Source organism: Parvibaculum sp. (genome assembly GCF_039973015.1).
GTDB lineage: Bacteria > Pseudomonadota > Alphaproteobacteria > Parvibaculales > Parvibaculaceae > Parvibaculum.
In genome coordinates this window covers 236,108-259,913 of record NZ_JBDWLT010000008.1, presented here as the reverse complement: position 1 = coordinate 259,913, position 23,806 = coordinate 236,108, and the positions used below count along the sequence as shown (strand labels likewise).

The following is a 23,806-nucleotide window of genomic DNA, read 5'->3' as shown; positions in this document are numbered from 1 at the left end:
GGGGCAGGCTTGCCCTGCGTCAATTTAATCCAGCCGGAACGAAATTAGGGTATTGACCCTAAATTTGAGAGGGTCAAGATGGGGGCATCGAAAATCCGGCGCCCCCAAAGAAGCGTCGACAGGAGGAGAGCCAAAATGGCAGGGACAGAAACTCTCACAAAACCGGAAACGGGCCAGAAAACCGAGCATTTCGACGTGCTGATCGTCGGGGCCGGTATTTCGGGCATCGGCGCCGCCTATCATTTGCAGCAGCAGTGTCCTGACAAGACGTTCGTCGCGCTTGAAGGCCTCGACGGCTTCGGCGGCACCTGGCACATGCATCGCTATCCGGGCATCCGCTCCGACAGCGATCTCTACACCTTCGGCTATCGCTTCAAGCCCTGGACCGGAACGCCCATCGCGACGGCGCAGGAAATCCTCACCTATATGAAAGAGGTGATCGAGGAGAACGACCTCGATCGCCACATTCGCTACAACCACCGCATCACGACGGCGAAGTGGTCGAGCGAGGACAATCTCTGGACGGTCTATGCGACCGACAAGAAGACGGGCGAGGAGCGCCGCTTCACCGCGAACTTCCTCTGGATGTGCCAGGGCTACTACCGTCACTCGGAAGGTTACACGCCCGAATGGCCGGATATGGACAAGTTCAAGGGCCAGATCATCCATCCGCAATCCTGGCCGGAAGATCTCGACTACAAGGGCAAGAAGGTCATCGTGATCGGCTCCGGCGCGACGGCGGCGACGCTCGTCCCCGCGATTGCAGGTGACTGCGAGCATGTAACGCTGCTCCAGCGCTCACCGACCTACTTCATTCCCGGCCGCAACGAGAACGAACTTGCCGACCGGCTGCGTCAGCTCGAAGTCGACGAGAACTGGATCCACGAAATCACGCGCCGTGAAATCCTGCACAACCAGGCAGAATTCGCGCGCCGTTCTTTTGAAGAGCCGGAAGAAGTGCGCAAGGAATTGCTCGACGCTGTCCGCCTCTTTCTGCCGGAAGAAACGGTGGAGAAGCACTTCACGCCGCGCTACCGCCCCTGGCAGCAGCGCGTTGCCTTTGTACCCGATGGCGATATCTTCCAGGGTATCGCCTCCGGCAAGGCCTCGGTCGAGACAGACGAGATCGAACGCTATACGGAGAAGGGCATTCTGCTGAAGTCGGGCAAGGAACTCGAAGCCGACATCATTGTCACGGCAACGGGCTTCAACCTCAGTGTGCTCGGCGATATCGACTTCGATATCGACGGCAAGCCGCTCAACTTCGCCGACACCGTGACCTATCGCGGCATGATGTTCACCGGCGTGCCGAACCTGATCTGGGTCTTCGGTTACTTCCGCGCGAGCTGGACACTCCGAGTGGATCTGCTTGGCGATTTCGTTGCCCGTCTCCTGAAGCATATGGACAAGAAGGGCGCGAAGAAGGTGACGGTCGCGCTCCGCAAGGAAGACAGCAACATGCCGTTGCTGCCCTGGATCGACCCGGAGAATTTCAATCCGGGCTATCTCATGCGCGGTATGCACCTGCTGCCGAAGCGCGGCGACAAGCCGGAATGGCAGCACACCCAGGACTACTGGGTCGAGAAAGACGAACTGCCCAAAATCGATCTCGACGGCGCCGAGTTCGTCTACGAATAAAGCTGCGAATAAAAGAAGGAAGCAGACGCCGGAACCTTGGAAAAGGCTCCGGCGTTTGCCGTTTCCGCAGGGCCGCCGGGCTTTTCCCGGCTTCCCTTGATGCGCTGCAGCATCGAGGGCGAATCTTCTTCTCTTGTGCGTTGCGTCTCCCGGTCTAGAGTCGGAGCAACAAAAAACGAGGGAGGAGAGAATGGCTGCTCAGGGAGAGGGTGCGCCTGCGAACGCGCAATCCGAACAAATCGACGCGGTAATTGTCGGCGCAGGATTTGCCGGCATGTACATGCTTCATCGTCTGCGGGAACTTGGCCTTTCGGTACGGGTCTTCGAGGCAGGCGATGGTGTGGGCGGAACCTGGTACTGGAACCGCTATCCCGGCGCACGATGCGACGTGGAAAGCCTTGAATATCAGTATGGTTTTTCGGACGAGGTTCAGCGCGGCTGGAACTGGAGCGAGCGCTACGCAGCGCAGCCGGAAATCCTGCAATATCAGAATTACGTGGCCGACAAGCTGGACCTGAAGCGCGATATCCGCTTCGAGACGCGCGTGACCTCCGCAAAATACAACGAACGGAACGGCCTCTGGGCGGTAGAGACGGATAAGGGCGATTTCGTTTCCACGCGCTTCTGCATCATGGCAACGGGCTGTCTTTCCGCTGCGCGCGTCCCCGATTTCGACGGGCTTGATGATTTCGAGGGCGAGCGCTACCACACGGGCGGCTGGCCGCATGAAGGCGTCGACTTTTCCGGTAAGCGTGTCGCCGTGATCGGCACCGGATCATCCGGTATCCAGAGCATCCCGGTCATCGCAGCCGAGGCAGAGCATCTGACGGTGTTTCAGCGTACGGCGAATTTCACGCTGCCTGCGGGCAACCGCCCGCTGACGCGCGAAGAGGTCGAGCGTTCAAAGGAGACGCTGCTGGAGGATCGTCGTCATGCACGCGAAACCCCGGGCGGGATCATCTGCTTCGAATACAACGAAACGCTGGCCGAAGAGATGGCGCCCGATGCGTTGCAGAAGGAACTGGAGACGCGCTGGGATCAAGGTGGCTTCGCTTTTCTCGGCGCTTATGGCGACCTGATGGCGACGCAGGAAGCAAACCATCTGGCCGCCGAGTTTGCCCGTGCGAAGATGCGCGCTTCGGTAAAGAACAAGGACGTGACGGAAAAGCTGCTGCCTTTCGATCATCCCGTCGGCGTAAAACGGCTCTGCCTCGACACAGACTATCTGGAAACCTTCGACAAGCCGCATGTCGATCTCGTGGACCTGCGGGAGAATTCCATCGAGCGGATTTCCAAAAAAGGTGTCGTCTGCGGCGGCAAGGAATATGAAGCCGACGCCATTGTCTTCGCGACCGGCTTCGATGCGATGACCGGTGCGCTGCTCTCGATAGATATCAGGGGGCGAGACGGCGCGGAACTCCGGGAGAAGTGGGCGGCGGGACCGCGCACCTATCTGGGACTTGGCTCTGCGGGATTCCCCAACCTCTTTTTCATCACCGGTCCCGGCAGCCCCTCGGTGCTCTCCAACATGATCGTTTCCATTGAGCAGCATGTGGACTGGATTGCGGGCTGCGTGAAGCGATTGACGGAAGGCAATATCCGCTCCATCGAGGCAACGCGCGAGGCGGAAGATGAATGGGTCGCGCATGTGAACGAACTCGCGAGCGAAACGCTCTATCCGCAAGCGAATTCCTGGTACATGGGCGCGAACATTCCCGGCAAGCCGCGTGTCTTCATGCCCTATACGGGCGGCGTGAACGTCTATGGCGAGAAACTCGATGCTGTGGCGGCTGCCGATTACGAGGGCTTCCAACTCGGCGCCTGAGATGCGTTGAGGAGAAGGGCCGCTCCAATCTGGACCTTGTGACCTCTTTCCCGAGGGACGGCTGGTGCTGAAACTGGCCGTCCCTTTTTATTGCGGGAAGAGAAAAATGGCAGAAGCGGAGACCGTCGACTACCGGCGCGTCTGGCATCGGCAAGACCGGGGCGCCATGAACGACGCAATTGCCATGTGGAAGCGCGAAGGAATCCTCCCCGCCGATACATCGCCGGAGCGGCGCGCCGAAGAGATGGTGATCGCGATATACGCCGGTGACGAAATTGCGGGCTGTCTGACGGCGGACATCCAGATTCTTCCAAGGATGCGCGAGAAGTTCGCTTTCTGCCGGAGCTTTATCGCGCCGGCCTGGCGCGGAAAACGGCTGACCGACCGGCTGATGATCGATGGACACGAGGAGCTTTGCCGCTGGTCGAAAGCGCATCCCGGCGAGAAACTCGCGGGATGCGCTGCGATTTATGAAAACAGGGTGCTGGGCAACAATCCGGTCGAACCTTCGGGGCTCTGTCTCATCGGCTACACGCCGCAAGGTCAGCAACTGCGCGTATTATGGTTCGATCACTACCGGCTGGGGCGGTGAAGCGGAGGTCAAAGCCCGCAGCTATAACTGTCGTAGCCGTTCTCGACCGTCATATACGCGTGAAGGCTTTCGCGCGCACCGCGATTGAACTCCGTGACGGATACGACGGTTTCGCCGCCATCCTCGATCACGAAGTCGCCGCCTTGCCGCACTTCCGACGTGCCGCCGGAACCTGTGCGTTCGAGAGACATGGCGTAGGAGCCTGCTTCGCCCGGTGCGCCATAGACGACGCTTTCAAGCCGCAGCCCGGAGGCCGTTTCAATAGCGCGGATTTCGCATGCTTCGGGAGCGGGCGGCGACGCTGTGGCCGCCGCGCAGCCGAAGACGATGGGTACGAGTACCAATGAGGTCCATTTGAGTCGCATTGTTCTGCTCCCGTTTTTGGGGGACGTCGCGGGAGACGGCCGAAGCCGTCCCCCGATGAAATCCGCTTAGTAGCCGCCCTGGATGACGACCGAGGTGTTACCCTTGCCGGTCTGGACGGTGTTCGCCTTCTGGCCGTTGCCAACCTGGATCGTGGCGGCGGTGTTGTTCGAGCCCCACTGATCGGTCGTCGCCTTGTGGTTTTTGCCGATCTGGGCGGTGCCCGCGGTGTTGTTGCGGCCGGTCTGGATCGTCGCGGAAGAGTTGTTGCGGCCTTCCTGACCCGTCACCGCGTAGTTGTTGCGGCCGTACTGGTCGGTGAGGGCGGCGTTCCGGTTGCCGAGCTGCTGCTGGTAGAGATAGTTCCACTCGCCCTGCTGCGTGGCCTTGGAGTAGTTGCCGTGACCGGCAGTGTCGATGGCGCCCTTGTTGTGGTAGCCGTTCTGCGTGTAGACGCCGGTATTGTGACGACCGCTCTGATAGACGGAGGCCGAGTTGCCGGCATTGGCGCTCGTGACGCCGACCGCGATCAGGGCTGCGATGGTGCTCGTCGTGAGTAGAAACTTTTTCATTTTGCATCTCCTGTTTGGATCGGCCCTCGGGGCTCGTCCTGTTGACGATGCAAGTTGTAGCGGGCTCGTGCTGAGCGCTGCCTGAACCCGCCATTCATATTCCGTTCAGCGACAAGGTCTTTTTGAGGCAACGCGAAAAAGCGTCAGCCCGCCTCGGGGTGATCTCATCTGAACGGCAGATGAACATCTGCTTCAGCCGCCGATCACCGCCTTCTCTGTAGAAAAGCGGACAAGGTTCCCGCGGGAACGGCAAAGACGCAGGAGAGAAAGATGAAAAAGACACGAGCATTCGCAGCAACGGCAATCGCCTTCACGCTTCTGGCCGGGGCGCCCGCAGCCTGGGCCGGCAGCGGGGCTAGCGTCCTGCAGACAGGCGATCTGAACTACTCGATCGTCAAGCAGAACAAGAAGGGGACGAGTGTTGAAACCTGGACGGCGACAAATACGCTGGAGCGTTTCAAGTCCGAAAGAAAGGTCATGAAGGCCGTGCAGAGAGGTGGACGGCCGGCCACGTCGGGCAGCAAACTCCACGGGAATAGTTGCAGTACATTTTTCAACGGCGGAAACCTGGCTCTTGCCACGCAGAACGGCTTTGGCAATTCCGCCTATGCGAGCCAGCAGGGCAGCAACAACCTCGCCGGCAGCATTCAGGACGGCCAGAACAACAAGTCCTATGTCATCCAGAAGGGTAACGGGCACGAAGCGCTGGCCGAGCAGTACGGAAACAGCAATACCTCTGCGATCATTCAGCGCTGCTGATGAATGGTTCCCCGGTTCCGCCGATCCGTTAAGCTGAACTTCAGGTCCGAAGGAAACAGGAACCGGATATGTCAGTAAAGCTCGTCACTCTCACCCTGAATCCTGCCGTGGACGTTTCGACGTCCGTGGAACGCATCGAAGCTGAGGTCAAGATGCGGTGTGGCGAGGCCCATCGCGACCCCGGTGGCGGCGGCATAAACGTGGCGCGCGTTCTCTTGCGGGCGGGCGCGGATGTGACGGCGCTCTATCCGGCAGGCGGGGTGACGGGCAGGGTTTTGCAGGAGCTGGTCGAGCGCGAGGGGATAGAGGATGTCGTTATCCCTCTGGCGGGAGAGACCCGCGAGAGTTTCACCGCCTTCGAACGGCAGACCGGGAACGAGTTCCGGTTCGTTTTGGCCGGACCGGTATTGGACAAGGCGGCCTGGACCGCGACGAGGGGCGCTCTGGAGGCGATGAACGGCGTTTCATTTGTCGTGGCGAGCGGAAGTCTTCCGCCGGGCGCGCCGGACGAGGCCTATGCCGAGATCGCACATATAACGCGCAAACTGGGCGCAAGGCTTGCCGTCGATACATCGGGCGCGGCTCTCGCCGCAGCACTTCGTGAGCGCCCCTATCTGATCAAACCGAACCTCCGCGAATTGCGCGAGCTTACTGGCCTGCCCATCCAGACGGACAAGGAAACGCTCGATGCAGCCCGCAGTCTTGTTGGTGAGAAAAAGGCGGATGCCGTCGCTGTGACGCTGGGTGCCGACGGCGCAATGCTTGTCTGCGAGGAAGGGAGCTGGCGAGGGCGGGCACCGGAAATTACGCCGGTGAGTTCGGTCGGCGCAGGAGACAGTTTCCTCGCCATGCTGATCAATGCGCTTGCATCGGGCGAGAGCATGAGCGAGGCATTGAGGGCCGGAATGGCCGGGGGCACGGCGGCGCTCCTGTCGCCCGGCACGGAACTCTGCCGGACGGACGATGTGGAGCGGCTTCTGCCGCAAATATCGATAGAAGAACTCTGATCGTCAGGCCCAGGAATAGCCCGCGAGCAACATGCCTACATGTCCTTCGCCCCAGAGGGGAAGGAGAAGCCGCGCATAGTCTTCAGTTGCGTAATAGGTCGGCACCCTGCCTTCCGCGGTTGCGCTTGCTTGCGCCCGCAGAAACTCGATCGGAGAGTGGACGTCGATCTCGTCGGTGAATGTGCCCTGTAGCTCGCCGCTATATCGCGAGCTGATTTCCTTGCCGGCAATTTCAACGCGGAACCGCTGCGGCTTGTCGAAGACTGTCATCAGCATTGCGCTATCCGCGCCGCTCCCAAGCTCGGAGAGCTTCACATCATCCCAGTAAGGCATATTGCTCGCCTTGCCGCGAATGAGACTGCGCCAGTAGTCGGAGATGCCGGAAAGAGCCGGATCGAGCTGGGCAGGAAGGGCAAAAGGCAAGACATGCTCGGTCATAAGAAGGGCCACTCATTGCGTTTCAACTGATATTGACGCTACTTCAGCTCCCATCGGGGAGCAACTCCCGCCGCATCAGGAAGCTGCGCCGCTCGAGCCAAGATCCTGCACCTGCAATTCATAGAGCGTCTTGTAGAGGCCGCCCTGCGCCATGAGTTCTTCATGCGTACCGATCTCGCGGACCTCGCCGCCCGTGAGAACGACGATCCGGTTCGCTTCCCTGATCGTTTGCAGCCGGTGCGCGATGATGACGGAGGTTCGTCCCTCGGTCACCTTGGCGAGCGCATCCTGAATAATGAGTTCCGTTTCCGTGTCGATGCTGGCCGTCGCTTCGTCGAGGATCAGCACTTCGGGGTCCATTGCGAGGACGCGGGCAAAGGCGAGAAGCTGGCGCTGGCCGTGGCTGAGGTTTCGCCCGCGCTCCGTCAGCACCGTGTCATAGCCTTGGGGCAGCAGGCGGATAAAGGGATCGGCATGAACGAGACGCGCGGCGCGGCGCGCATCCTCCCGCGTGACCTTCGGATTGCCGAGGATGATATTGTCGTAAACTGTGCCCGAGAAAATATGGAAATCCTGCAACACCACACCGATGCGCTTCCTGATCTCGGAGGGGTCCACATCCATGATATCGACGCCGTCGATCATGATGCTGTTTGCCGGAACATCGTAGAAGCGGCAGAGCAGGCGGATGAGGCTCGTCTTTCCCGAACCCGTCGGCCCGACGATTGCGATGCGCTCGCCCGGCGCAATGTCGAACGTCACATCCTTCAGAATTGTCGTGCCCGGCGTATAACCGAAAGTGAGATGGTTGAAACGCACATCGCCCTTGAGATCGGCGGGCAGCTCCTTCGGTTCCACGGGCTTCTGCAGTGCTTCCTTCCAGTCCAGCGCCTGAAAGATGCGCTCGCAGCTCGCCATCGCGCGGAAGACGACATTCCATTGTTCGCCCATCGCGACGATGGGCCGGAACATCATGTCGGCAAATTGCGCAAAGAGGATGACGCTGCCGAGCGTCGCCGCGCCTGACAACACATGATGCCCGCCGAACCACACGATCGCTGCCATGGCGAGAAAGGCCATGCTGTCCATGGCCGGGCCGTAATAACTCTCGATGCGGACGGCGAGGTCTTCCTGTTCGCGGTTCTCCTCGTTGATCTCCGTATAGCGCTCGTAATTGATCTTTTCGCGGCCATAAAGCTGCACCACTTCGATGCCGGAAAGGTTCTCCTGCAGGTTCTCGTTGAGCCGCGAGAGGCTTGACCGAATGCCGCGATAGACCTGCCGCGAGACACGCCGGAATATCCAGGTGGCAAGCGCCGCGACCGGCAGGAGCAGCATGAGTTCGAATGTGAGCGTCGGATTGAGCGCCAGCATCACCGACACGGCGGCGAAAAAGGGAACGAACTCGCCGAGCAGAACGCCGAAGCCCGCCAGCAATTCAAACAGCGTTTCGACATCGTTGGTGAGACGCGTCATCACACGGCCAACGGCAACGCGGTCGTAGAAGCTCGATGGCAGGTTTTCGAGATGAGCGAAAAGGTCGCGCCGGAGATCGCGCAGTCCATTGAGAACGGTGCGCGCCAGCATGGTGCGGAAACCGTGGCCGAACAGCGCCCATAGCAACGTCCAGAAGCCATAGAGAATGCATGCCGAGATGAGGGGATGAACCGCCATGAAGCCGGAGAGCCACCCATTGAGCGCCTTCTGACCGAAATCGGGCGCCCCTTCATTGCCTGCGGGGAGAAGAATGCCGTCCACGACGACACGGCTGACCACGACCGGCGCCAGCACGGCGGCGCTGGCCGCCAGCAGGACGAAGACGAGCGCGAGGAAAGCGATGCGGCGATAAGGCCGCATCCAGCTCATGAGGCGGATGAGGAGCGAAAAATCGAAGCCGCGCGTTTCCATCTCGTCGTCGAAAACGGAATGGTCGCGGCGGGCAGGACGGGGCGCCGGGGCGTCGCTCATGAATCACCTCCGGTTTCGTCCGCGATGGTCTGCTCAAGTTCGTCGCGGCGGCCTTGCTGACGTTCCAGCGTGGCATAGAGCCCGCCCTTGGCGAGCAATTCCTTGTGTGTCCCGACCTCCGCGACACGCCCCTGGTCGAGAACGACGATCCGGTCGGCATGGCGTGCGGTCGAGACGCGATGCGACACCATGAGGGTGGTGCGGCCGTGCCTGAGTTCCTTCAGCCGCGAAAGAATGAATTCTTCCGTCTCCGTGTCGACGGATGAGAAGCAATCGTCGAGGAGGAGGACAGGCGTTTCCCGGATGAGGCCGCGGGCGAGGCTTGCACGCTGTTTCTGACCGCCGGAAAGTGTCACGCCGCGCTCGCCAACCAGCGTTTCGAGGCGTTCGGGAAAGCGGCGGATTGTGGTTTCGAGGTCGGCGCTTTCAGCCGCGCGCCAGACCTCCTCCGTTGTCCGCTCCGGATTATCGTAGGAAATATTCTGCGCAATATGCGTCGCAAAGAGAAACGGATCCTGCGGCACCATGGCGATCTGGCTGCGGACCTGCGCGAGCGGCAGCATGCGGATGTCGCGCCCGTCGAGATAGACGGTGCCGGGCGGCGGGTCGAGCAGCCGCACGATCAGCCTGAGCAATGTGGATTTGCCCGAACCGACCCGGCCCAGCAGAGCAATCATCTCGCCTTTCTTGATATCGAGCGTGACATCGTTGAGCGCGGGCCAGCCCTCATCGCCGCTGCTGGCGGGATGGACATAGGAGAGATGATTCAATGTGACTGCGCCGCCGACCTCGTTCAGCGGGGATGCTTCGGGCGCGTCGCGGATTTCGGGCTCGTGATCGAGAATATCGAAGATGCGCGCGGCCGCCGAACCGCCGCGCTGGAAGAGGGTGACCATGATCCCGCCTTCACGGATCGGAGCGAGCATCATGTTGAGGTAGAAGATGAAAGCGGTGAACGTGCCGAGCGTGATCACGCCCTCGATCACTTGCATGCCGCCATAGCCGACGACGAGAAGCGTCGTGAAGCCCGTCGCGACCAGCATGGCGGAGGTGAGGCCGGAGTTCAGGAACATCAGCTTGTAATAGTCGCGCGCGTAAGCGTCCGAGGTGGCCTCGAAGCGTTCTGTCTCGCGCTCTTCCTGTGCGTGGGTCTGGATGGTGCGGATGCCGTTGAGGTTTTCCTGCACCTGCGCGGAAAGAGTGGAGAAGCCTTCCTGTACCTGGGTCGACTGGGTGAATATCCGTTTCGCGATGATCCATCCCAGAACAGCGAAGACCGGCAGCGCCGGCAGCAGCCAAAGCGTGAGCCAGGGCGACTGATAGAACATGAAAATGAAGGCGATGATGCCGGAAAAGCCCAGCACGAAAAGGAGCCGGGTGCCCATGCCGACCAACTGCCGGATCAGCGTGATGTCGTTGATGGCGCGCGCCATCAGGTCGCCCGTGGTGTAGCGCGAGAAGAAGCGCGGCCCCTGAAGCTCAAGATGCCAGTAGAGCCGCTGGCGCAGTTCATAGGCGACGGCGACGCCGACTTCCCGGACATAACGGCGGCCGCGATTGAAGGCGATATAGCGCAGCACCATGAGGCCGAGGATCGCGAGGGCAGGAAGCGCGAGGCGGTAATCCTCCGCAGCGATCCTGTCGATCCCCATCTTGAGGAAGAGGGGCATGAAGGCTTCGAGCAGCCGCCCCCCATTGATGAGCGACATGCCACCCCAGAAGCGCCACTTGTGGCGGTGAACAAGCGGGACCAGGCGCCAAAGCGGGCTGGAATCCGAAGGGCTGTCCGTCCGGGACGTGGTTGCGCGCGAGTCCACGAGAATAAATCCGGATTTTGGCGCGGGATGACCGCGCCTGCTGGCTGGACGTCATTCTTTGCCGAATCCGGCGAGCCTTGCCGATACGACCGGAAGACGGTGTTTCCTGGGGTTTTTTCGGTTCGTTCCCTCGAACTATACGCCTCTCTTTCCGATTCGGAAGCTGCGGCGTCGCGAGGCCGTCACACGAACGTTACGCAAACGCTGTAGCAGCAAGTCAGGGCCGCGCGCAAAGCGAGTCGGCCATCTGCAAACGGAGTGACCCCTTGTCAGACACGACCGCCGAAGCGACCAGTGAAACGCTTGCCGAGGATGCTGCCGTTGCCGGGGGCAGGCGCGACGTTCGCCGCCGCCTGAGCGCGGCTGTCCATCGTCACAAGGCGGTTTCCAGGGAAGGGCTGACCGAACGTCTTTTCACCTGGCTCTTTACGGGTCTTGTCTATCCGCAGATATGGGAAGATCCCGACGTCGATATCGCCGCGATGGACCTTCATGCCGACATGAGCGCGGATACGCGGATCGTCACGATCGCCTCCGGCGGTTGCAATGCGCTGTCCTACATGACGGCAGCTCCAGTGCGCGTGACCGCCCTTGATCTCAATCCGACCCATGTGGCGCTGGTCAAGCTGAAGCTTGCGGGTGCGGCGCACTTGCCGAGCTACGAGCACTTCTTCCGCTTTTTCGGGCGCGGGGACAGGCGCGAGAATATCGCCGACTATGAACGCTTCATTCGTCCGCAACTCGACGAAAAGAGCCGCACTTACTGGGACAAGAGGCCCGCAGGCTTCCGGCGCCGCATTTCCCTCTTCGCGCGCGGCTTCTTCCGGCACGGTCTGCTCGGCCATTTCATCGGCATAGCGCACATCGCTGCGCGGGCCTATGGCGTGCGGCTGCGCGGCATTCTCGAAGCACCGACGATGGAGAGTCAGCGGCGCTTCTTCGACGAGAAGCTCGCCCCGCTCTTCGAGAAGCCCACAATCGCCTGGCTGACGGGCAAGCCCTCGACGCTTTACGGACTCGGCATTCCGCCCGCCCAATATGAAGCCTTGTCGGGCGGACGCGAAATGCGCCTCGTGCTCCGCGAAAGGTTGGAACGCCTTGCCTGCGGCTTTCCCCTTTCGGAAAACTACTTCGCCTGGCAGGCCTTCGCGCGCTCCTATGCGCCTGGCGAAGATGCCGCGGTCCCACCCTATCTGAAGCGCGAAAACTTCGCGGCGTTGCAGGCACGGGCCAAGAGCATGCAGGTGTTGAACGCATCCTTCACGGACCACCTGCGCGAATGCGCCGATGCAAGCCTCGACCGCTTCGTGCTGCTCGATGCGCAGGACTGGATGACGGATGCGCAACTGAACGATCTCTGGTCGCAGATGACTCGCACCGCGCGTCCCGGCGCGCGCGTCATCTTCCGTACGGCGGCGGAACCGACCCTGCTGCCGGGCCGGGTGGATGATGCAATCCTCGCGCAGTGGGACTATCGCGCCGAAGAGTCGCTGGCCTTCACTGCGCGCGACCGTTCCTCGATTTATGGCGGGTTTCACCTCTATATCCTGAAGGACTGATGTCGTGAGCGCGGTTGAACATGGCGAGGAAAATCACGCGCATCTGATGGACCGGACCTATCGGTACCAGCGCCATATCTACGACCTTACCCGCCGATATTATCTGCTTGGCCGCGATCGGCTGATCGACGATCTGAATGCCGTACCCGGAACGACGGTGCTGGAGGTCGGTTGCGGCACCGGGCGCAATCTCATCCGCGCCGCGCGGCTATTCCCCGGGGCAAGGCTGCACGGGATGGACATCTCGGAAGAGATGCTGGAGACGGCGAAGGCTGCCGCCGGGCGGCGGGGGGTGGAACTCAGCCTCGCGCAGGGGGATGCCACGCGCTTCAACCCCTATGCGGCTTTTGGCGTGAGCCGCTTTGAGCGCATTTACATGTCCTACACGCTGTCGATGATCCCGGATTGGCAGGCGACGCTTGCGCAAGGCGTCTGCAATCTGGCGCCGGGCGGTAGCCTCCACATCGTCGATTTTGGCGAACAGGAACGGCTGCCGCGGTGGTTTCGTTCGATGCTGCGGGCATGGCTTGCACAATTCCATGTGAGCCCGCGCGGCGACCTCAAGCGTGTGCTGGAAGCACTTGCGGCGAAGCTCGGAGCGGAACTGGAGTTCCGCCCGCTCTATCGCGGCTACGCCTGGTACGCAGTGCTAAGACTGCCGTTCCACGACGAGTGACACCGTTCTCCATTGCAGCAGGCTGCCGCAGCAATGCCGGTGTCGCGAAGAAGAGCTATTACATGCGCGGCATGGTAGTGGACATTCGCGTTCCGGGCCGCGAACTGTCATATCTGCGGACGGCGTCGCTCGACATCGGCACTGGTGGTGTCGGTTATTATCCGCGTTCGGATTTCATTCACGTGGATGTAGGCCCTGAGCGCCAGCGGGGCATGCGCAGCGCCTGAATTGTTGCACTTGAATCTGCGAATGAATAACGACGTGTCTGCGACAAGATGCAGTCTGGCCATGTCTCATGCGAAGCGGCCATATTCCGGGCGGGGCTCGAATATGGTTGGTTTCAAATGTCGGTATTTCACAAGATTCGGCTCTATCACGCGGCGCTCGCTCTCCTCGTCACCGCGGCTTACTTCACAGGCGACGAACTCGAAGGCCTGCACAACTGGCTCGGATATGCCGTTGCCGCCGTCATCCTCTTTCGCGCCCTCTGGGCGGCAGTCGGCCCGCGGCAGCTCGGCATCTCGCGGCTCTTCCCCGACCTGACGGAACTCGCAAAAGTCCGGCGCCTCAATCATCCGATGATCAGCCGGACGCTCCTCGCAGGCATCGTCGTCACGCTCCTGCTCGCGACAGGAACGGGACTCCTCATGGAGCCGCCGCCGATTGACGGGTTTGCCGCTGAAGTGACTATCGCGCCGGCCTTCGCCGACGACGACGGGGAGCGCGAGCACGACCGGGACGGCAAGGAGAACGAAGCGCTCGAGGAAGTTCACGAGACGGCGGCGAACCTTCTGGTTCTCTTCGTCGTCTTGCACGTGACCTATCTTCTCGTCTTCAAGCGGCCCATGGCGCTGTTCATGCTCTTCCTGCGGGACGCAGGTGCGCCGTCTGCTCGCAAGCCTGTCGTTCAGAAGAACGCCTGAATGCCCGTTTGTTCGCGACCGAGGATCAGCGCATGAACATCATGCGTACCCTCGTAAGTGTTCACCGCTTCGAGGTTCATGACGTGGCGGATGACGTGATACTCATCGGAGACGCCGTTGCCGCCATGCATGTCGCGCGCGACGCGGGCGATATCGAGCGCCTTGCCGCAATTGTTGCGCTTCATGAGTGAAATGGATGCGGGGGCGGCCTTGTTCTCGTCGAACATGCGGCCAAGCTGCAGGCAGCCCTGAAGACCGAGCGTGATCTCGGTCTGCATGTCGGCAAGTTTTTTCTGGATGAGCTGGTTCGCGGCGAGCGGGCGCCCGAACTGCGTGCGATCCAGCGTGTACTGGCGGGCGGCGTGCCAGCAGAATTCAGCGGCGCCCATCGCGCCCCATGCAATGCCGTAACGCGCCCGGTTGAGACAGCCAAAGGGCCCGGCAAGGCCCCGCACATTCGGCAACATGTTTTCATCCGGCACGAAAACATCCTGAAGCGAAATTTCGCCGGTGATGGAAGCGCGCAGCGAGAACTTGCCTTCGATTTTCGGCGTCTCGAAGCCTTTGAAGCCGCGCTCCACGACGAAACCACGGATGACGTCATCATCGGTCTTCGCCCAGACCACGGCGAGATCCGCGATCGGCGAATTGGTGATCCACATCTTTGCGCCGTTCAGCACATAGCCACCATCGACCTTCTTCGCGCGCGTCTTCATGGAGCCGGGGTCCGAACCATGATCGGGCTCGGTGAGGCCGAAGCAGCCGACCCACTCGCCGGTCGCGAGCTTCGGGAGGTATTTCTCGCGCTGCGCATCGCTACCATAGGCATGGATCGGATGCATGACGAGCGAGGACTGCACACTCATGGCCGAGCGATAACCGCTATCGACATATTCGACCTCGCGCGCGGCGAGCCCGTAGCAGACATAGGAAAGTCCGGCGCAGCCATATTTCTCCGGCAGCGTCAGGCCCAGCATGCCCTGCGCGCCCATCTCGTTCATGATCTCGCGATGGAAAATCTCGTTGCGGTTCGCTTCCTTCACACGGGGAAAAAGCTTTTCCTGGCAATAGGCGCGGGCGCTGTCGCGCACCATGCGCTCTTCCTCGGTCAGCTGGCTTTCGAGAAGCAGCGGGTCCTGCCAGTTGAAGGAGGCGAGCGGCGGATTGGGCTTTTCGCCGGACTTTGCGGGATTGGTTTCGGCTGCTTGAGACATGAAGGATCCTCGAAACGCAGGGGAAGGCTTGTTTGCGAGTGATATAGCAGGCGAGGGCGATGCGGGCGACCGCTTACTTGCGGCCTTGCTTTTCCGCGGGTTCCCGGGGCGAAAGCCGCGTATAAGCCGCCATTTCCTCCGCCAGATGATCGAACATGAGGCGCATCCGGCGGCTCGTCTTCAGGTCTTCATGCATGGCGATCCAGACGTCGAGCTCGAACTCGATCACCCCCGTCATCACCGGGACAAGGTCTGGATAGCGCCGCGCAAGCGGGTACTGGCACATGCCGAACCCAACGCCGGCCTTCAGGGCCGCGAACTGACCCACGTCGCTGTCGCACCGGAAGGCAAAGAGCTCGCGGGACAAGGGAAAGCCGCCCAGATCCTTGAGCCGGCGGATGGAGGACTCCCTGTCGAAGCCAATGATCGGAAGTTGCGTGAGTTCTTCGACAGTCATGGGCATGCCAAAACGCTGGATCAGGTTCTTGTGGGCGTGAAGCCCGAGGCCTATGACGCCGACCTTGCGCGCGACGAGCGAGGATTGCGTTGGACGGACCATGCGAATGGCAATGTCGGCGTCACGCCGGATGAGATCGTCGGTCCGGTTCGACAACACGAGTTCGACTGCGATACGCGGATGGTCCTCGCTGAAACGGGCAAGGATCGGCGGCAGTGCCTCCGTGCCGATCATTTCGCTTGCCGTGATGCGGATGGTGCCGCGGTCGTCCTCTGCCTCGCCTGAGGCGGCCCGCCGCAACGCCTCTGCGGCCATGGCCATGGCCTCGGCGTGGGGCACGAGGGCGAGGGCAACCTCCGTGGGAGCGAGCCCGCCCTGCGAGCGTGTGAACAGGCCGACGCCCAGCGAGGCTTCCAGCGAATCTACATGGCGGCCGACTGTGGGCTGGGTGAGGCCGAGCAGGCGCGCCCCTCCAGAGAGGCTTCCTTCGCGGACGACCGCGAGAAAAGACCGGTAGAGCTCCCAGCCGGGCGATGCATCAGTCATACGAAAATGTATACATATTAGCGAAACTTCGGCAATTCATATTCGCACATGAATAAACCATTCTCCAGTCAACGAAACGGCGACTGGAGACGGAAACATGGCTTCGACAGCACTTATTCTCGGCGCGACCGGCGGCTTCGGCGGTGAAATGGCGAAGGCCCTTCACGCCCATGGCTGGCAGATCCGCGCCCTCAACCGCAATCCCAAGGCAGCCGCCCGGCAGATGGCCGATATGCCCTTCATCGATTGGGTGAAGGGCGACGCGATGCGGGCCAGCGATGTCCGCGCCGCGGCGGAGGGCGTGGATGTGATCGTCCATGGCGTGAACCCGCCCGGCTACCGCAACTGGGCAGGCACGGTGGTGCCGATGCTCGACAACACGATTGCCGCTGCGAAAGCCGTCGGCGCCCGGATCGCCTTTCCCGGCACGGTCTACAACTACGGTTCGGATGCCTTTCCGGCGATCCGCGAGGACTCACCACAGAAGCCGAAGACGAAGAAGGGCAAGCTCCGCGTCGAGATGGAGCGTCGCCTGCGCATAGCCTCGGAGGAGGGCGTCCCCGTCCTCATTCTCCGCGCGGGCGATTTCTTCGGCGGCCGCAATGCAGGCAACAACTGGTTCGCGCAAGGCCTGGTGAAACCGGGCAAGAAGCTCCGCTCGGTCGCCTATCCCGGCCCGCATCATGTCGGCCACAACTGGGCCTACCTGCCGGACATGGCGGAAACGATGACGCGGCTTCTCCTGCGCGCTGGCGAGCTGCCGCGTTTTGCGCCTTTCAATTTCGGTGGGCACTGGCTTGAACAGGGAATGGAGATGGTGGATGCGATCCGCTATGCCGCTCGCGTACCCCATGCGCCGGTGAAGCGTCTCCCCTGGTTCGCGCTGACGCTGCTATCACCCTTTGTCGAGACCTTCAGGGAGATGCGTGAGATGCGCTATCTCTGGAAACAGCCGCTCCGTCTCGACAACTCGAAGCTCGTCGCCTTTCTCGGTCATGAGCCCCACACGTCCCTCGACATCGCCGTCCGCACGACGCTTGCCGATCTCGGCTGCATCGAGCCGGCCTCTCCGTTGATTGCCAATGCGTCCTCTCCTCTTATTGCAAAAGGATCAGTCTGATGAAGATATCAAATCGTATCGAAGGCATTCTCAGCGCCTTCGCAACCTCAGCCCTCACGTTCTACGCGCTCGGTCTTCTGAGCCTGACGTTCGCGCGCTACATCGCCTGATTGGGGGCGGTCAAACAGAAAGGGCGACGGGATTTACCCCGCCGCCCTTTGTTCTTTCTGTCGCAAGACCTACTCGGCGGCAGCCTTCGCCGCTGTCAGCGCCTCGGCGGGCATGCGCGCTGCAAATTCGCGGCAGGCCTGCGCATATTCGCGCTTCAACCGGTCGACGAGTTCGGCGACGGGTGGTGCGTCTGCGATCTGGCCGATACCCTGGCCCGAGCCCCATATGTCCTTCCACGCCTTCTGTTTCATGTTGCCGCCTGAGCCAAAATTCATTTTCGACTTGTCGGCTTCCGGCAGATTGTTCGGGTCGAGACCTGCTGCGGCAACGGAAGGCGCAAGATAGTTGCCATGCACACCCGTGAAGAGGTTGCTGTAGACGATGTCTTCAGCGGCATACTTGATCAGATGATCCTTGTACGCCTGATCGGCATTTGCTTCCGCCGTGGCGACGAAGCGTGTGCCCATATAGGCAAGGTCCGCACCCATCGCGAGTGCGCCCGCGATACCCCACCCATCAGACAACGCGCCTGAAAGAATGACCGTACCTTGGAACCACTGCTTTACTTCACGCACAAGCGCGAAGGGGGAGAGCGTACCCGCATGGCCGCCCGCACCGGCGCAGACGAGGATTAGTCCGTCCACGCCCTGTTCAGCCGCCTTCTTCGCATGCTTCACATTGATGACGTCGTGGAACACCTTGCCACCGTAGGAATGCGCTGCGGTAATCACTTCGGCGGGCGGACGGAGCGAGGTGATGATGATCGGTACTTCGAGTTTCGTGCAGATGTCGATGTCATGCGCGAGACGATCATTCGAGGCGTGGCAGATCTGGTTAACCGCGAAAGGTGCGACCTTCTTTTCGGGATGCTTTGCCTGATATTCGCCGAGTTCACCTTTGATCCGCGTGATCCACTCTTCCAGCACATGTGCGGGCCGCGCGTTAAGTGCCGGGAAGGAACCGACGATGCCTGCCTTGCACTGGGCAATCACGAGCTCGGGGCCGGATACGATAAAGAGCGGTGAGCCGATGACCGGCACTTCGAGTTTGTCTTTCAGGATATCGGGCAGGGCCATGGATTTTCCTCCGGAATTTCGTCGCGCTCATAATGGCGCGGAATGCCAAATGCTGCTTGTTCAGGGGTGCGAATGCCGATGTTCGCGAACGTTCAGCCCGCGTTGCGGCCCGAAAGGCGGTCGCGGTCGATCTTTGCCTTCTCGCCAAGGAAGTCGATGACCGCGCGCACAGGCGCCGTGTCGCGCAGGTCAGGATGGGCGAGGAGCCACATTTCCGTACCGTTCGCCAGCTTTTGCGGCGCGATGCGGATGAGGTCCGGGTAATGGTCGCCGGTGAGGCAGACGAGCGTGGAAATGCCTACGCCCGCGCGCACGGCTTGCACGAGGTCGGCGTCCGAAAAGCAGCGCAACGCAATGCGCGCGCCTTGGGTCACATGGGCGAGCCAGTCCGCAAGCTCCACTTCCGCCGCGCGGCCCCCGAAGCCCACAACGCTGTGATCCTTCCACTCTTCGCGCTTCGAGGGCAGACCGAACCGCTCCGCGTATGAGCGCGACGCATAGAAGCCGACGCCGATGCGGCCGATCTTGCGGCCAACGACATTCTCGCGGCCGGGCCCATAGGGGCGGATCACGATGTCGGCATCGCGCCGCTTCACCGAAACCTGCGTCACCTCGTTCACGATTTCGATTTCGATGCCCGGATGACGGCTCTGGAATTCCGCGAGATAGGGCATGAACCAGTAGGAGGCGAGACTGTGGGGAATGGCGACACGGACAAGCCCCTGTGCTTCGCCATCCGCACCGAGCGCCGCGTGGAGCGCGCGCTCGGCAGCGAGCGACATCGGTTCCACTTCAGCGCGCAGCCGCTCGCCCGCACCGGTCAGCGCATATCCGGTCGGCTCGCGCACGAAGAGCTTCGCGCCGAGACGCTTCTCAAGCGTGGCGATATGGCGCCCCACCGTGGCGTGGCTCAGCTTCAGCCGCCGCCCAGCGCCGGAAAGGCTTTGCGTGTCCACTACCGCGAGGAAAATCCGGTAGGCGTCCCAATTGGCGTCGTTGTTCATGCTTGAACAATCTGATGTTTGATCTTGGATCGGCAGAGTGCGCCGGTTTTCCCGTCATTTCAAGCATTTGGGAAGCCTTGGGCGACGCTGCGGCAAGGCATTTTCCAATGTTTGCAATGGATTCGCGACGTGCAATCGGCTCGGCGCATCTGCTAGAACTTTCGGCATCGGCGAATTGACGGAGACGGCCCCGAAGAGGCCGGACTTCATTGAGGGAGAGAGAACGTGCTCAAAACCAGATTCACGGAACTGTTCGGGGTCGAACACCCGATCGTGCAAGGCGGCATGCAGTGGGTCGGCCGGGCGGAGCTTGTGGCGGCAGTGGCCAATGCCGGTGCGCTGGGCTTCATTACCGCGCTGACGCAGCCGACACCTGATGACCTGCGCAAGGAAATCGAGAAGTGCAAGGGCCTGACAGACCGGCCTTTCGGTGTGAACCTGACCATCCTGCCCGCCTTGAAGCCGCCGCCCTATGCGGAGTACCGCCAGGCGATCATCGAGTCGGGCGTGAAGATTGTCGAAACCGCGGGCTACAAGCCGCAGGAACACGTCAATCACTTCAAGGAACATGGCATCAAGGTCATTCACAAGTGCACGGCCGTTCGCCATGCGCTATCCGCCGAACGCATGGGCGTCGATGCGATCTCGATTGACGGTTTTGAATGCGCGGGCCATCCGGGTGAAGACGACATTCCGGGCCTGATCCTGATCCCGGCCGCGGCCGACAAGGTGAAGATTCCGATGATCGCGTCGGGTGGCTTCGGCGATGCGCGCGGTCTCGTTGCCGCGCTTGCGCTGGGTGCTGAAGGCGTGAATATGGGTACGCGCTTCATGTGCACCAAGGAAAGCGCCATCCATCAGAAGGTGAAGGAGCAGATCGTCGCCAATGACGAGCGCTCGACCGATCTCATCTTCCGCACACTGCACAACACGGCCCGAGTGGCGAGAAATGCCGTGAGCCAGGAAGTGGTGGAGATCGAGAAGAAGGGCGGCGCAAAGATCGAGGATATTGCGCATCTCGTGGCGGGCGCGCGCGGCCGAGTTGTCTACGAGCAAGGTGATCCCGATCACGGCATCTGGTCTGCCGGCATGGTGCAGGGCCTGATCCACGACATCCCGTCGTGCCAGGAACTCGTGACGCGCATGGTTTCGGAAGCCGAAGCCATCATCAAGACGCGCCTCAATCGCATGGCGGGCATCTCGGTGGCGCAGGCAGCCGAGTAGCCGCAAAAACAAATGGCGAGAAGCCCGCGCCGGGAACGGTGCGGGCTTTTTTATTCGGCGGGCGCCAGAGCGATCCGTTGCAGGCCTGCCGGGTCGATGACGTGGATATGGCGATATCCGGTTTCGATGAGCTTGTGTTTTTCGAGGTCTCTCAGAATGAGATTTACAGTTTTCCGCGAAAAGCCGGTCAGTTCCGATAGCTCGCTCTGGGTGATGGGAAGGACCGCAGGGCCGCCGTCGCCCCAAGGGAACGTATAGAGGTAGAGGCGGCTTGCGATCTGGGCGCGCGGGGGGAGCCGCAGGCGTTCCGCATAGGCGCGCGCGGCCCACACAAGCTGCTCTGTCGCCAGTTCCGCGAAATGCAGCCAGAGTTCCGGCATATCCCGCACAATGGCAGCGAGCGCGCGCTGCGGAATGAAAATGATCTCGGAGCGTTCCCTCGCAATGGCGGTCGTCACGCGCCGACCTCTGAGTACCTGCGCCGCATAGCCAAAAACGGTGCCGGGCCCTGAGATGCTGATCGGTACGCTCTCGCCATTATCGAGCACGACATGGGTCTTGACCGATCCGGAAAGGACACCGTAAAGGCCGTGCGCCTCGTCTCCTGTGTCGTAGATCCAGTGCCCTGTCTCTGCCCAGGTGATTTGGGCATGGGCGGCTATCGCTTCTCGCAGCCTCGCCGGGCAGCGGGAGAACCATCCGTTTTTGCTGAAAGTTTCGGCAATCCGTTGCCGATCCGAATTTGATCGCATGGATTCATAAATTGTTACCTAGGTAACAATGTTGCGCTCTGCCGGGCATATTCTCAAGGGAGGAAATGCCACGGGAGGAAAATCATGGAACGCCAGACGGCAACCATCAGGAAGGTCACACCCGGCTGCGGAGCCGAGGTTCTTGGCGTCGATCTCGCCAATCCGAGCAATAGCGACATGGAGACAATCCGTGCAGCCTATCGTGATTATGGCGTGATCTTTTTCCGCGACCAGACGCTGACGCCGGAAGAACACATTGCCTTTGCGCGCCGCTGGGGCGAGATCGACATCAACAAATTCTTCCCCGCCAATGGCGAATACCCCGAAATTGCAGAAGTGCGGAAGGAGAAGGAGCAGAAGGTGAATATCGGCGGCGGCTGGCACACCGACCATTCCTATGATGCCGCGCCTGCGATGGGGTCAATCCTTGTTGCCCGGGAATTGCCGGAGACAGGCGGCGATACGCTCTTCGCCGATATGTACAAGGCCTATGAAGGCCTGTCGGACGGACTCAAGAAAACGCTCGAAGGCTTGAAGGCCGTGCATTCGAATGCGCACGTCTTCGGTACCGCCGGTGCCTACAAGTCCAGCGATCAGGCCTCGGGCTTCAAGGGCGAGAGCATGGTCGGCGAGGCGGTGCACCCGGTCGTCATCACGCATCCGCTGAGCGGGCGCAAGGCGCTTTACGTGAACGCGGCCTTCACGACCCATTTCGAGGGCTGGACGTGGGCGGAGAGCAAATCCCTCCTGGAATATCTCTATGCCCATGCCGCAAGCCCGGAATTCACCTGCCGGTTCGAGTGGCGTGAAGGCTCGGTCGCTTTCTGGGACAATCGTGCGACGTGGCATTTCGCAGTGAACGACTATCACGGTGAAAAGCGCCTGATGCACCGCATCACGATTAGCGGGGTGCCGCTTCAGTAGAGCAACTCTCCGCGATATGGCACTCTCTCCTCAAAGCCCGGCAAACAGGGCAGGGAGGGAAAGCCATGTCGCAAAACGCTACGCGGACGAGACACATTCATGTGAGACCGAACGAGAGGGGTTTCGGGGCGGAAATCACCGGCCTCGATCTCTCGAAACCTTTATCAGCGGATATTCTGGCGGAGGTGAAGCAAGCCTGGGCCGATCATGCCGTCATCTGGTTTCCCGGTCAGCCGCTCAGCCATGATGAGCTGGAGGCGTTTACGCTCCAGATTGGTCCCTTTGGCCACGACCCCTTCATCGCGCCGATGGAGGACCGCCCGCATATTCTCGAGCTTCGCCGCGAGCCGGATGAAAAGGCGCGAAACTTCGGTGCGGGCTGGCACTCCGACTGGAGCTTTCAGGAAGAGCCACCCGCCGCTACCATTCTTCATTCCAAGGTTGTGCCTCCAGTAGGGGGAGACACGCTTTATGCGGATTGCACCCGCGCCTATGACGCGCTTTCTGACAAGATGAAGGGCATGCTGGATGGTCTAGTCGCGATCCATAGCGCTGCGCTGCCATATGGTACCGAAGGTATCTTCGCGCAGGAGAAGGAAGCGCGGACAATGAAGATTATTGTCAGTAAGGAAGCGGAGAAGACTTGCCCGCATCCGCTGGTGCGGACACATCCGGTAACAGGGCGCAAGGCGCTTTATGCGAGTCCCGTTTATACCGTCGGCATCGAGGGCATGACACACGAAGAATCGGCGGCACTGCTCGGCTTTCTTTACAATCACATGACAAAAGATGAATTCGTTTACCGGCATTGCTGGCAGCCGGAGATGCTGACCATGTGGGACAATCGCTGCACGTTGCACTATGCGGATGGCGGCTATGACGGACATCTGCGCGTCATGCATCGCACGACTGTCGCGGGTGATGTTCCCCATTAGAGAACGCACATTTTGAAGGCATTTATAGTGTCGTCTATCGAGGTTTGTCCCGCAGCGGGACAGCCTGGGTAGAATCGTGCGTCTACGGACGAATCTTCTTTTCGGAACGGGTTCTCTGTTCTACTGTCGCTGTGTCGGGTTGCGTTCGGTCTATTGCCCCCAAGCCCCGGCCGGACAAAATCAGATAGCTGTTCCAGGCTGATAAAGACTAACCGCCAGATGCGGATGTTTACGGTGGAGCGTCCCCTTACCACCTTGGCATTCGCACCCGGCACCCACCTCGGCGCGCACCCCGAGCGCGTCTGG

Annotated in this window: 23 protein-coding genes; 13 read left to right on the top strand and 10 right to left on the bottom strand. The window is 61.0% G+C overall.

The features are described 5' to 3' along the window. The first annotated feature begins 135 nt into the window (after positions 1–135). The 3 genes from ABJO61_RS07345 to ABJO61_RS07335 all read left to right on the top strand — a co-directional run bounded on the left by ABJO61_RS07345 (position 136) and on the right by ABJO61_RS07335 (position 4,055). Positions 136–1,638, top strand: a complete 1,503-nt coding sequence (locus ABJO61_RS07345) for an NAD(P)/FAD-dependent oxidoreductase (RefSeq protein ID WP_348327804.1) — start codon at positions 136–138, stop codon at positions 1,636–1,638. A gap of 190 nt (positions 1,639–1,828) precedes the next feature. Then, positions 1,829–3,463, top strand: a complete 1,635-nt coding sequence (locus ABJO61_RS07340; protein WP_348327807.1) for an NAD(P)/FAD-dependent oxidoreductase — start codon at positions 1,829–1,831, stop codon at positions 3,461–3,463. 106 nt (positions 3,464–3,569) lie between these two features. Then, positions 3,570–4,055 carry a hypothetical protein gene (locus ABJO61_RS07335; protein WP_348327810.1) on the top strand — a complete coding sequence of 162 codons (486 nt, stop codon included), beginning with the start codon at positions 3,570–3,572 and terminating at the stop codon, positions 4,053–4,055. A gap of 8 nt (positions 4,056–4,063) precedes the next feature. Here ABJO61_RS07335 and csgH read toward each other — a convergent pair whose 3' ends face one another. Together csgH and ABJO61_RS07325 are read right to left on the bottom strand one after the other, a co-directional pair. Beyond that, positions 4,064–4,420: a curli-like amyloid fiber formation chaperone CsgH gene (csgH, locus tag ABJO61_RS07330; RefSeq protein ID WP_348327814.1), complete on the bottom strand. Its 357-nt coding sequence runs from the start codon at positions 4,418–4,420 to the stop codon at positions 4,064–4,066. Between the two features lie 66 nt (positions 4,421–4,486). Then, complete coding sequence (locus ABJO61_RS07325; protein ID WP_348327817.1) at positions 4,487–4,990, bottom strand: curlin; 504 nt, start codon at positions 4,988–4,990, stop codon at positions 4,487–4,489. A 270-nt stretch (positions 4,991–5,260) separates the two neighbouring features. Between ABJO61_RS07325 and ABJO61_RS07320 the strand changes: the two genes are divergently transcribed. Further along, a complete protein-coding gene (locus ABJO61_RS07320) occupies positions 5,261–5,749 on the top strand; it encodes a hypothetical protein (protein ID WP_348327819.1) in 489 nt (162 codons plus the stop codon). Between the two features lie 68 nt (positions 5,750–5,817). Then, a complete protein-coding gene (locus tag ABJO61_RS07315; RefSeq protein WP_348327822.1) occupies positions 5,818–6,756 on the top strand; it encodes a 1-phosphofructokinase family hexose kinase in 939 nt (312 codons plus the stop codon). Positions 6,757–6,759: 3 nt separating this feature from the next. On the opposite strand, the gene ABJO61_RS07310 is transcribed toward ABJO61_RS07315, so the two are convergent. From ABJO61_RS07310 to ABJO61_RS07300, 3 genes are all read right to left on the bottom strand, one after another. Further along, positions 6,760–7,194, bottom strand: coding sequence for a hypothetical protein (locus ABJO61_RS07310; RefSeq protein WP_348327825.1), 435 nt, complete (start codon positions 7,192–7,194; stop codon positions 6,760–6,762). 75 nt (positions 7,195–7,269) lie between these two features. After that, a complete protein-coding gene (locus ABJO61_RS07305; protein ID WP_348327828.1) occupies positions 7,270–9,162 on the bottom strand; it encodes an ABC transporter ATP-binding protein in 1,893 nt (630 codons plus the stop codon). Next, complete coding sequence (locus ABJO61_RS07300) at positions 9,159–10,979, bottom strand: ABC transporter ATP-binding protein (protein ID WP_348327832.1); 1,821 nt, start codon at positions 10,977–10,979, stop codon at positions 9,159–9,161. Before ABJO61_RS07300 ends, ABJO61_RS07305 begins: the two co-directional genes overlap by 4 nt. 266 nt (positions 10,980–11,245) lie before the next feature. Here ABJO61_RS07300 and ABJO61_RS07295 point away from each other — a divergent pair, with 266 nt between their 5' ends. From ABJO61_RS07295 to ABJO61_RS07280, 4 genes are all read left to right on the top strand, one after another. After that, positions 11,246–12,538 (top strand): DUF3419 family protein, encoded by a 1,293-nt coding sequence (locus ABJO61_RS07295; protein WP_348327835.1) that lies wholly within the window; start codon positions 11,246–11,248, stop codon positions 12,536–12,538. A gap of 4 nt (positions 12,539–12,542) precedes the next feature. Further along, positions 12,543–13,214: a class I SAM-dependent methyltransferase gene (locus tag ABJO61_RS07290; protein WP_348327837.1), complete on the top strand. Its 672-nt coding sequence runs from the start codon at positions 12,543–12,545 to the stop codon at positions 13,212–13,214. Next, entirely contained in the window at positions 13,211–13,441 is a 231-nt protein-coding gene (locus ABJO61_RS07285) for a DUF882 domain-containing protein (protein ID WP_348327840.1), read from the top strand. The genes ABJO61_RS07290 and ABJO61_RS07285 overlap by 4 nt, the downstream gene beginning before the upstream one ends. A 117-nt stretch (positions 13,442–13,558) precedes the next feature. Beyond that, a complete protein-coding gene (locus tag ABJO61_RS07280) occupies positions 13,559–14,137 on the top strand; it encodes a cytochrome b/b6 domain-containing protein (protein ID WP_348327843.1) in 579 nt (192 codons plus the stop codon). On the opposite strand, the gene ABJO61_RS07275 is transcribed toward ABJO61_RS07280, so the two are convergent. After that, positions 14,122–15,351 carry an acyl-CoA dehydrogenase gene (locus ABJO61_RS07275; RefSeq protein WP_348327846.1) on the bottom strand — a complete coding sequence of 410 codons (1,230 nt, stop codon included), beginning with the start codon at positions 15,349–15,351 and terminating at the stop codon, positions 14,122–14,124. The genes ABJO61_RS07280 and ABJO61_RS07275 overlap by 16 nt on opposite strands. 73 nt (positions 15,352–15,424) lie before the next feature. Then, on the bottom strand, positions 15,425–16,354 hold the full coding sequence (locus ABJO61_RS07270; protein WP_348327849.1) for a LysR family transcriptional regulator: 930 nt from the start codon (positions 16,352–16,354) through the stop codon (positions 15,425–15,427). A 97-nt stretch (positions 16,355–16,451) separates the two neighbouring features. On the opposite strand from ABJO61_RS07270, the gene ABJO61_RS07265 reads away from it, so the two are divergent. Then, a complete protein-coding gene (locus ABJO61_RS07265) occupies positions 16,452–17,474 on the top strand; it encodes an NAD-dependent epimerase/dehydratase family protein (RefSeq protein ID WP_348327852.1) in 1,023 nt (340 codons plus the stop codon). 179 nt (positions 17,475–17,653) lie between these two features. On the opposite strand, the gene ABJO61_RS07260 is transcribed toward ABJO61_RS07265, so the two are convergent. Further along, positions 17,654–18,661, bottom strand: coding sequence for a nitronate monooxygenase family protein (locus ABJO61_RS07260; RefSeq protein WP_348327855.1), 1,008 nt, complete (start codon positions 18,659–18,661; stop codon positions 17,654–17,656). 92 nt (positions 18,662–18,753) lie between these two features. Then, the gene (locus tag ABJO61_RS07255; RefSeq protein WP_348327858.1) at positions 18,754–19,665 is read right to left on the bottom strand and encodes a LysR family transcriptional regulator; all 912 of its coding nucleotides are present in this window, start codon (positions 19,663–19,665) and stop codon (positions 18,754–18,756) included. Positions 19,666–19,890: 225 nt separating this feature from the next. On the opposite strand from ABJO61_RS07255, the gene ABJO61_RS07250 reads away from it, so the two are divergent. Further along, positions 19,891–20,889: a nitronate monooxygenase family protein gene (locus ABJO61_RS07250; RefSeq protein ID WP_348327861.1), complete on the top strand. Its 999-nt coding sequence runs from the start codon at positions 19,891–19,893 to the stop codon at positions 20,887–20,889. Positions 20,890–20,939: 50 nt separating this feature from the next. On the opposite strand, the gene ABJO61_RS07245 is transcribed toward ABJO61_RS07250, so the two are convergent. After that, positions 20,940–21,641 carry a Crp/Fnr family transcriptional regulator gene (locus tag ABJO61_RS07245; RefSeq protein ID WP_348327864.1) on the bottom strand — a complete coding sequence of 234 codons (702 nt, stop codon included), beginning with the start codon at positions 21,639–21,641 and terminating at the stop codon, positions 20,940–20,942. 84 nt (positions 21,642–21,725) lie between these two features. On the opposite strand from ABJO61_RS07245, the gene ABJO61_RS07240 reads away from it, so the two are divergent. Together ABJO61_RS07240 and ABJO61_RS07235 are read left to right on the top strand one after the other, a co-directional pair. Continuing rightward, entirely contained in the window at positions 21,726–22,565 is an 840-nt protein-coding gene (locus ABJO61_RS07240) for a TauD/TfdA family dioxygenase (RefSeq protein WP_348327867.1), read from the top strand. Between the two features lie 65 nt (positions 22,566–22,630). After that, the gene (locus ABJO61_RS07235) at positions 22,631–23,500 is read left to right on the top strand and encodes a TauD/TfdA family dioxygenase (protein ID WP_348327870.1); all 870 of its coding nucleotides are present in this window, start codon (positions 22,631–22,633) and stop codon (positions 23,498–23,500) included. Positions 23,501–23,806 lie beyond the last annotated feature (306 nt).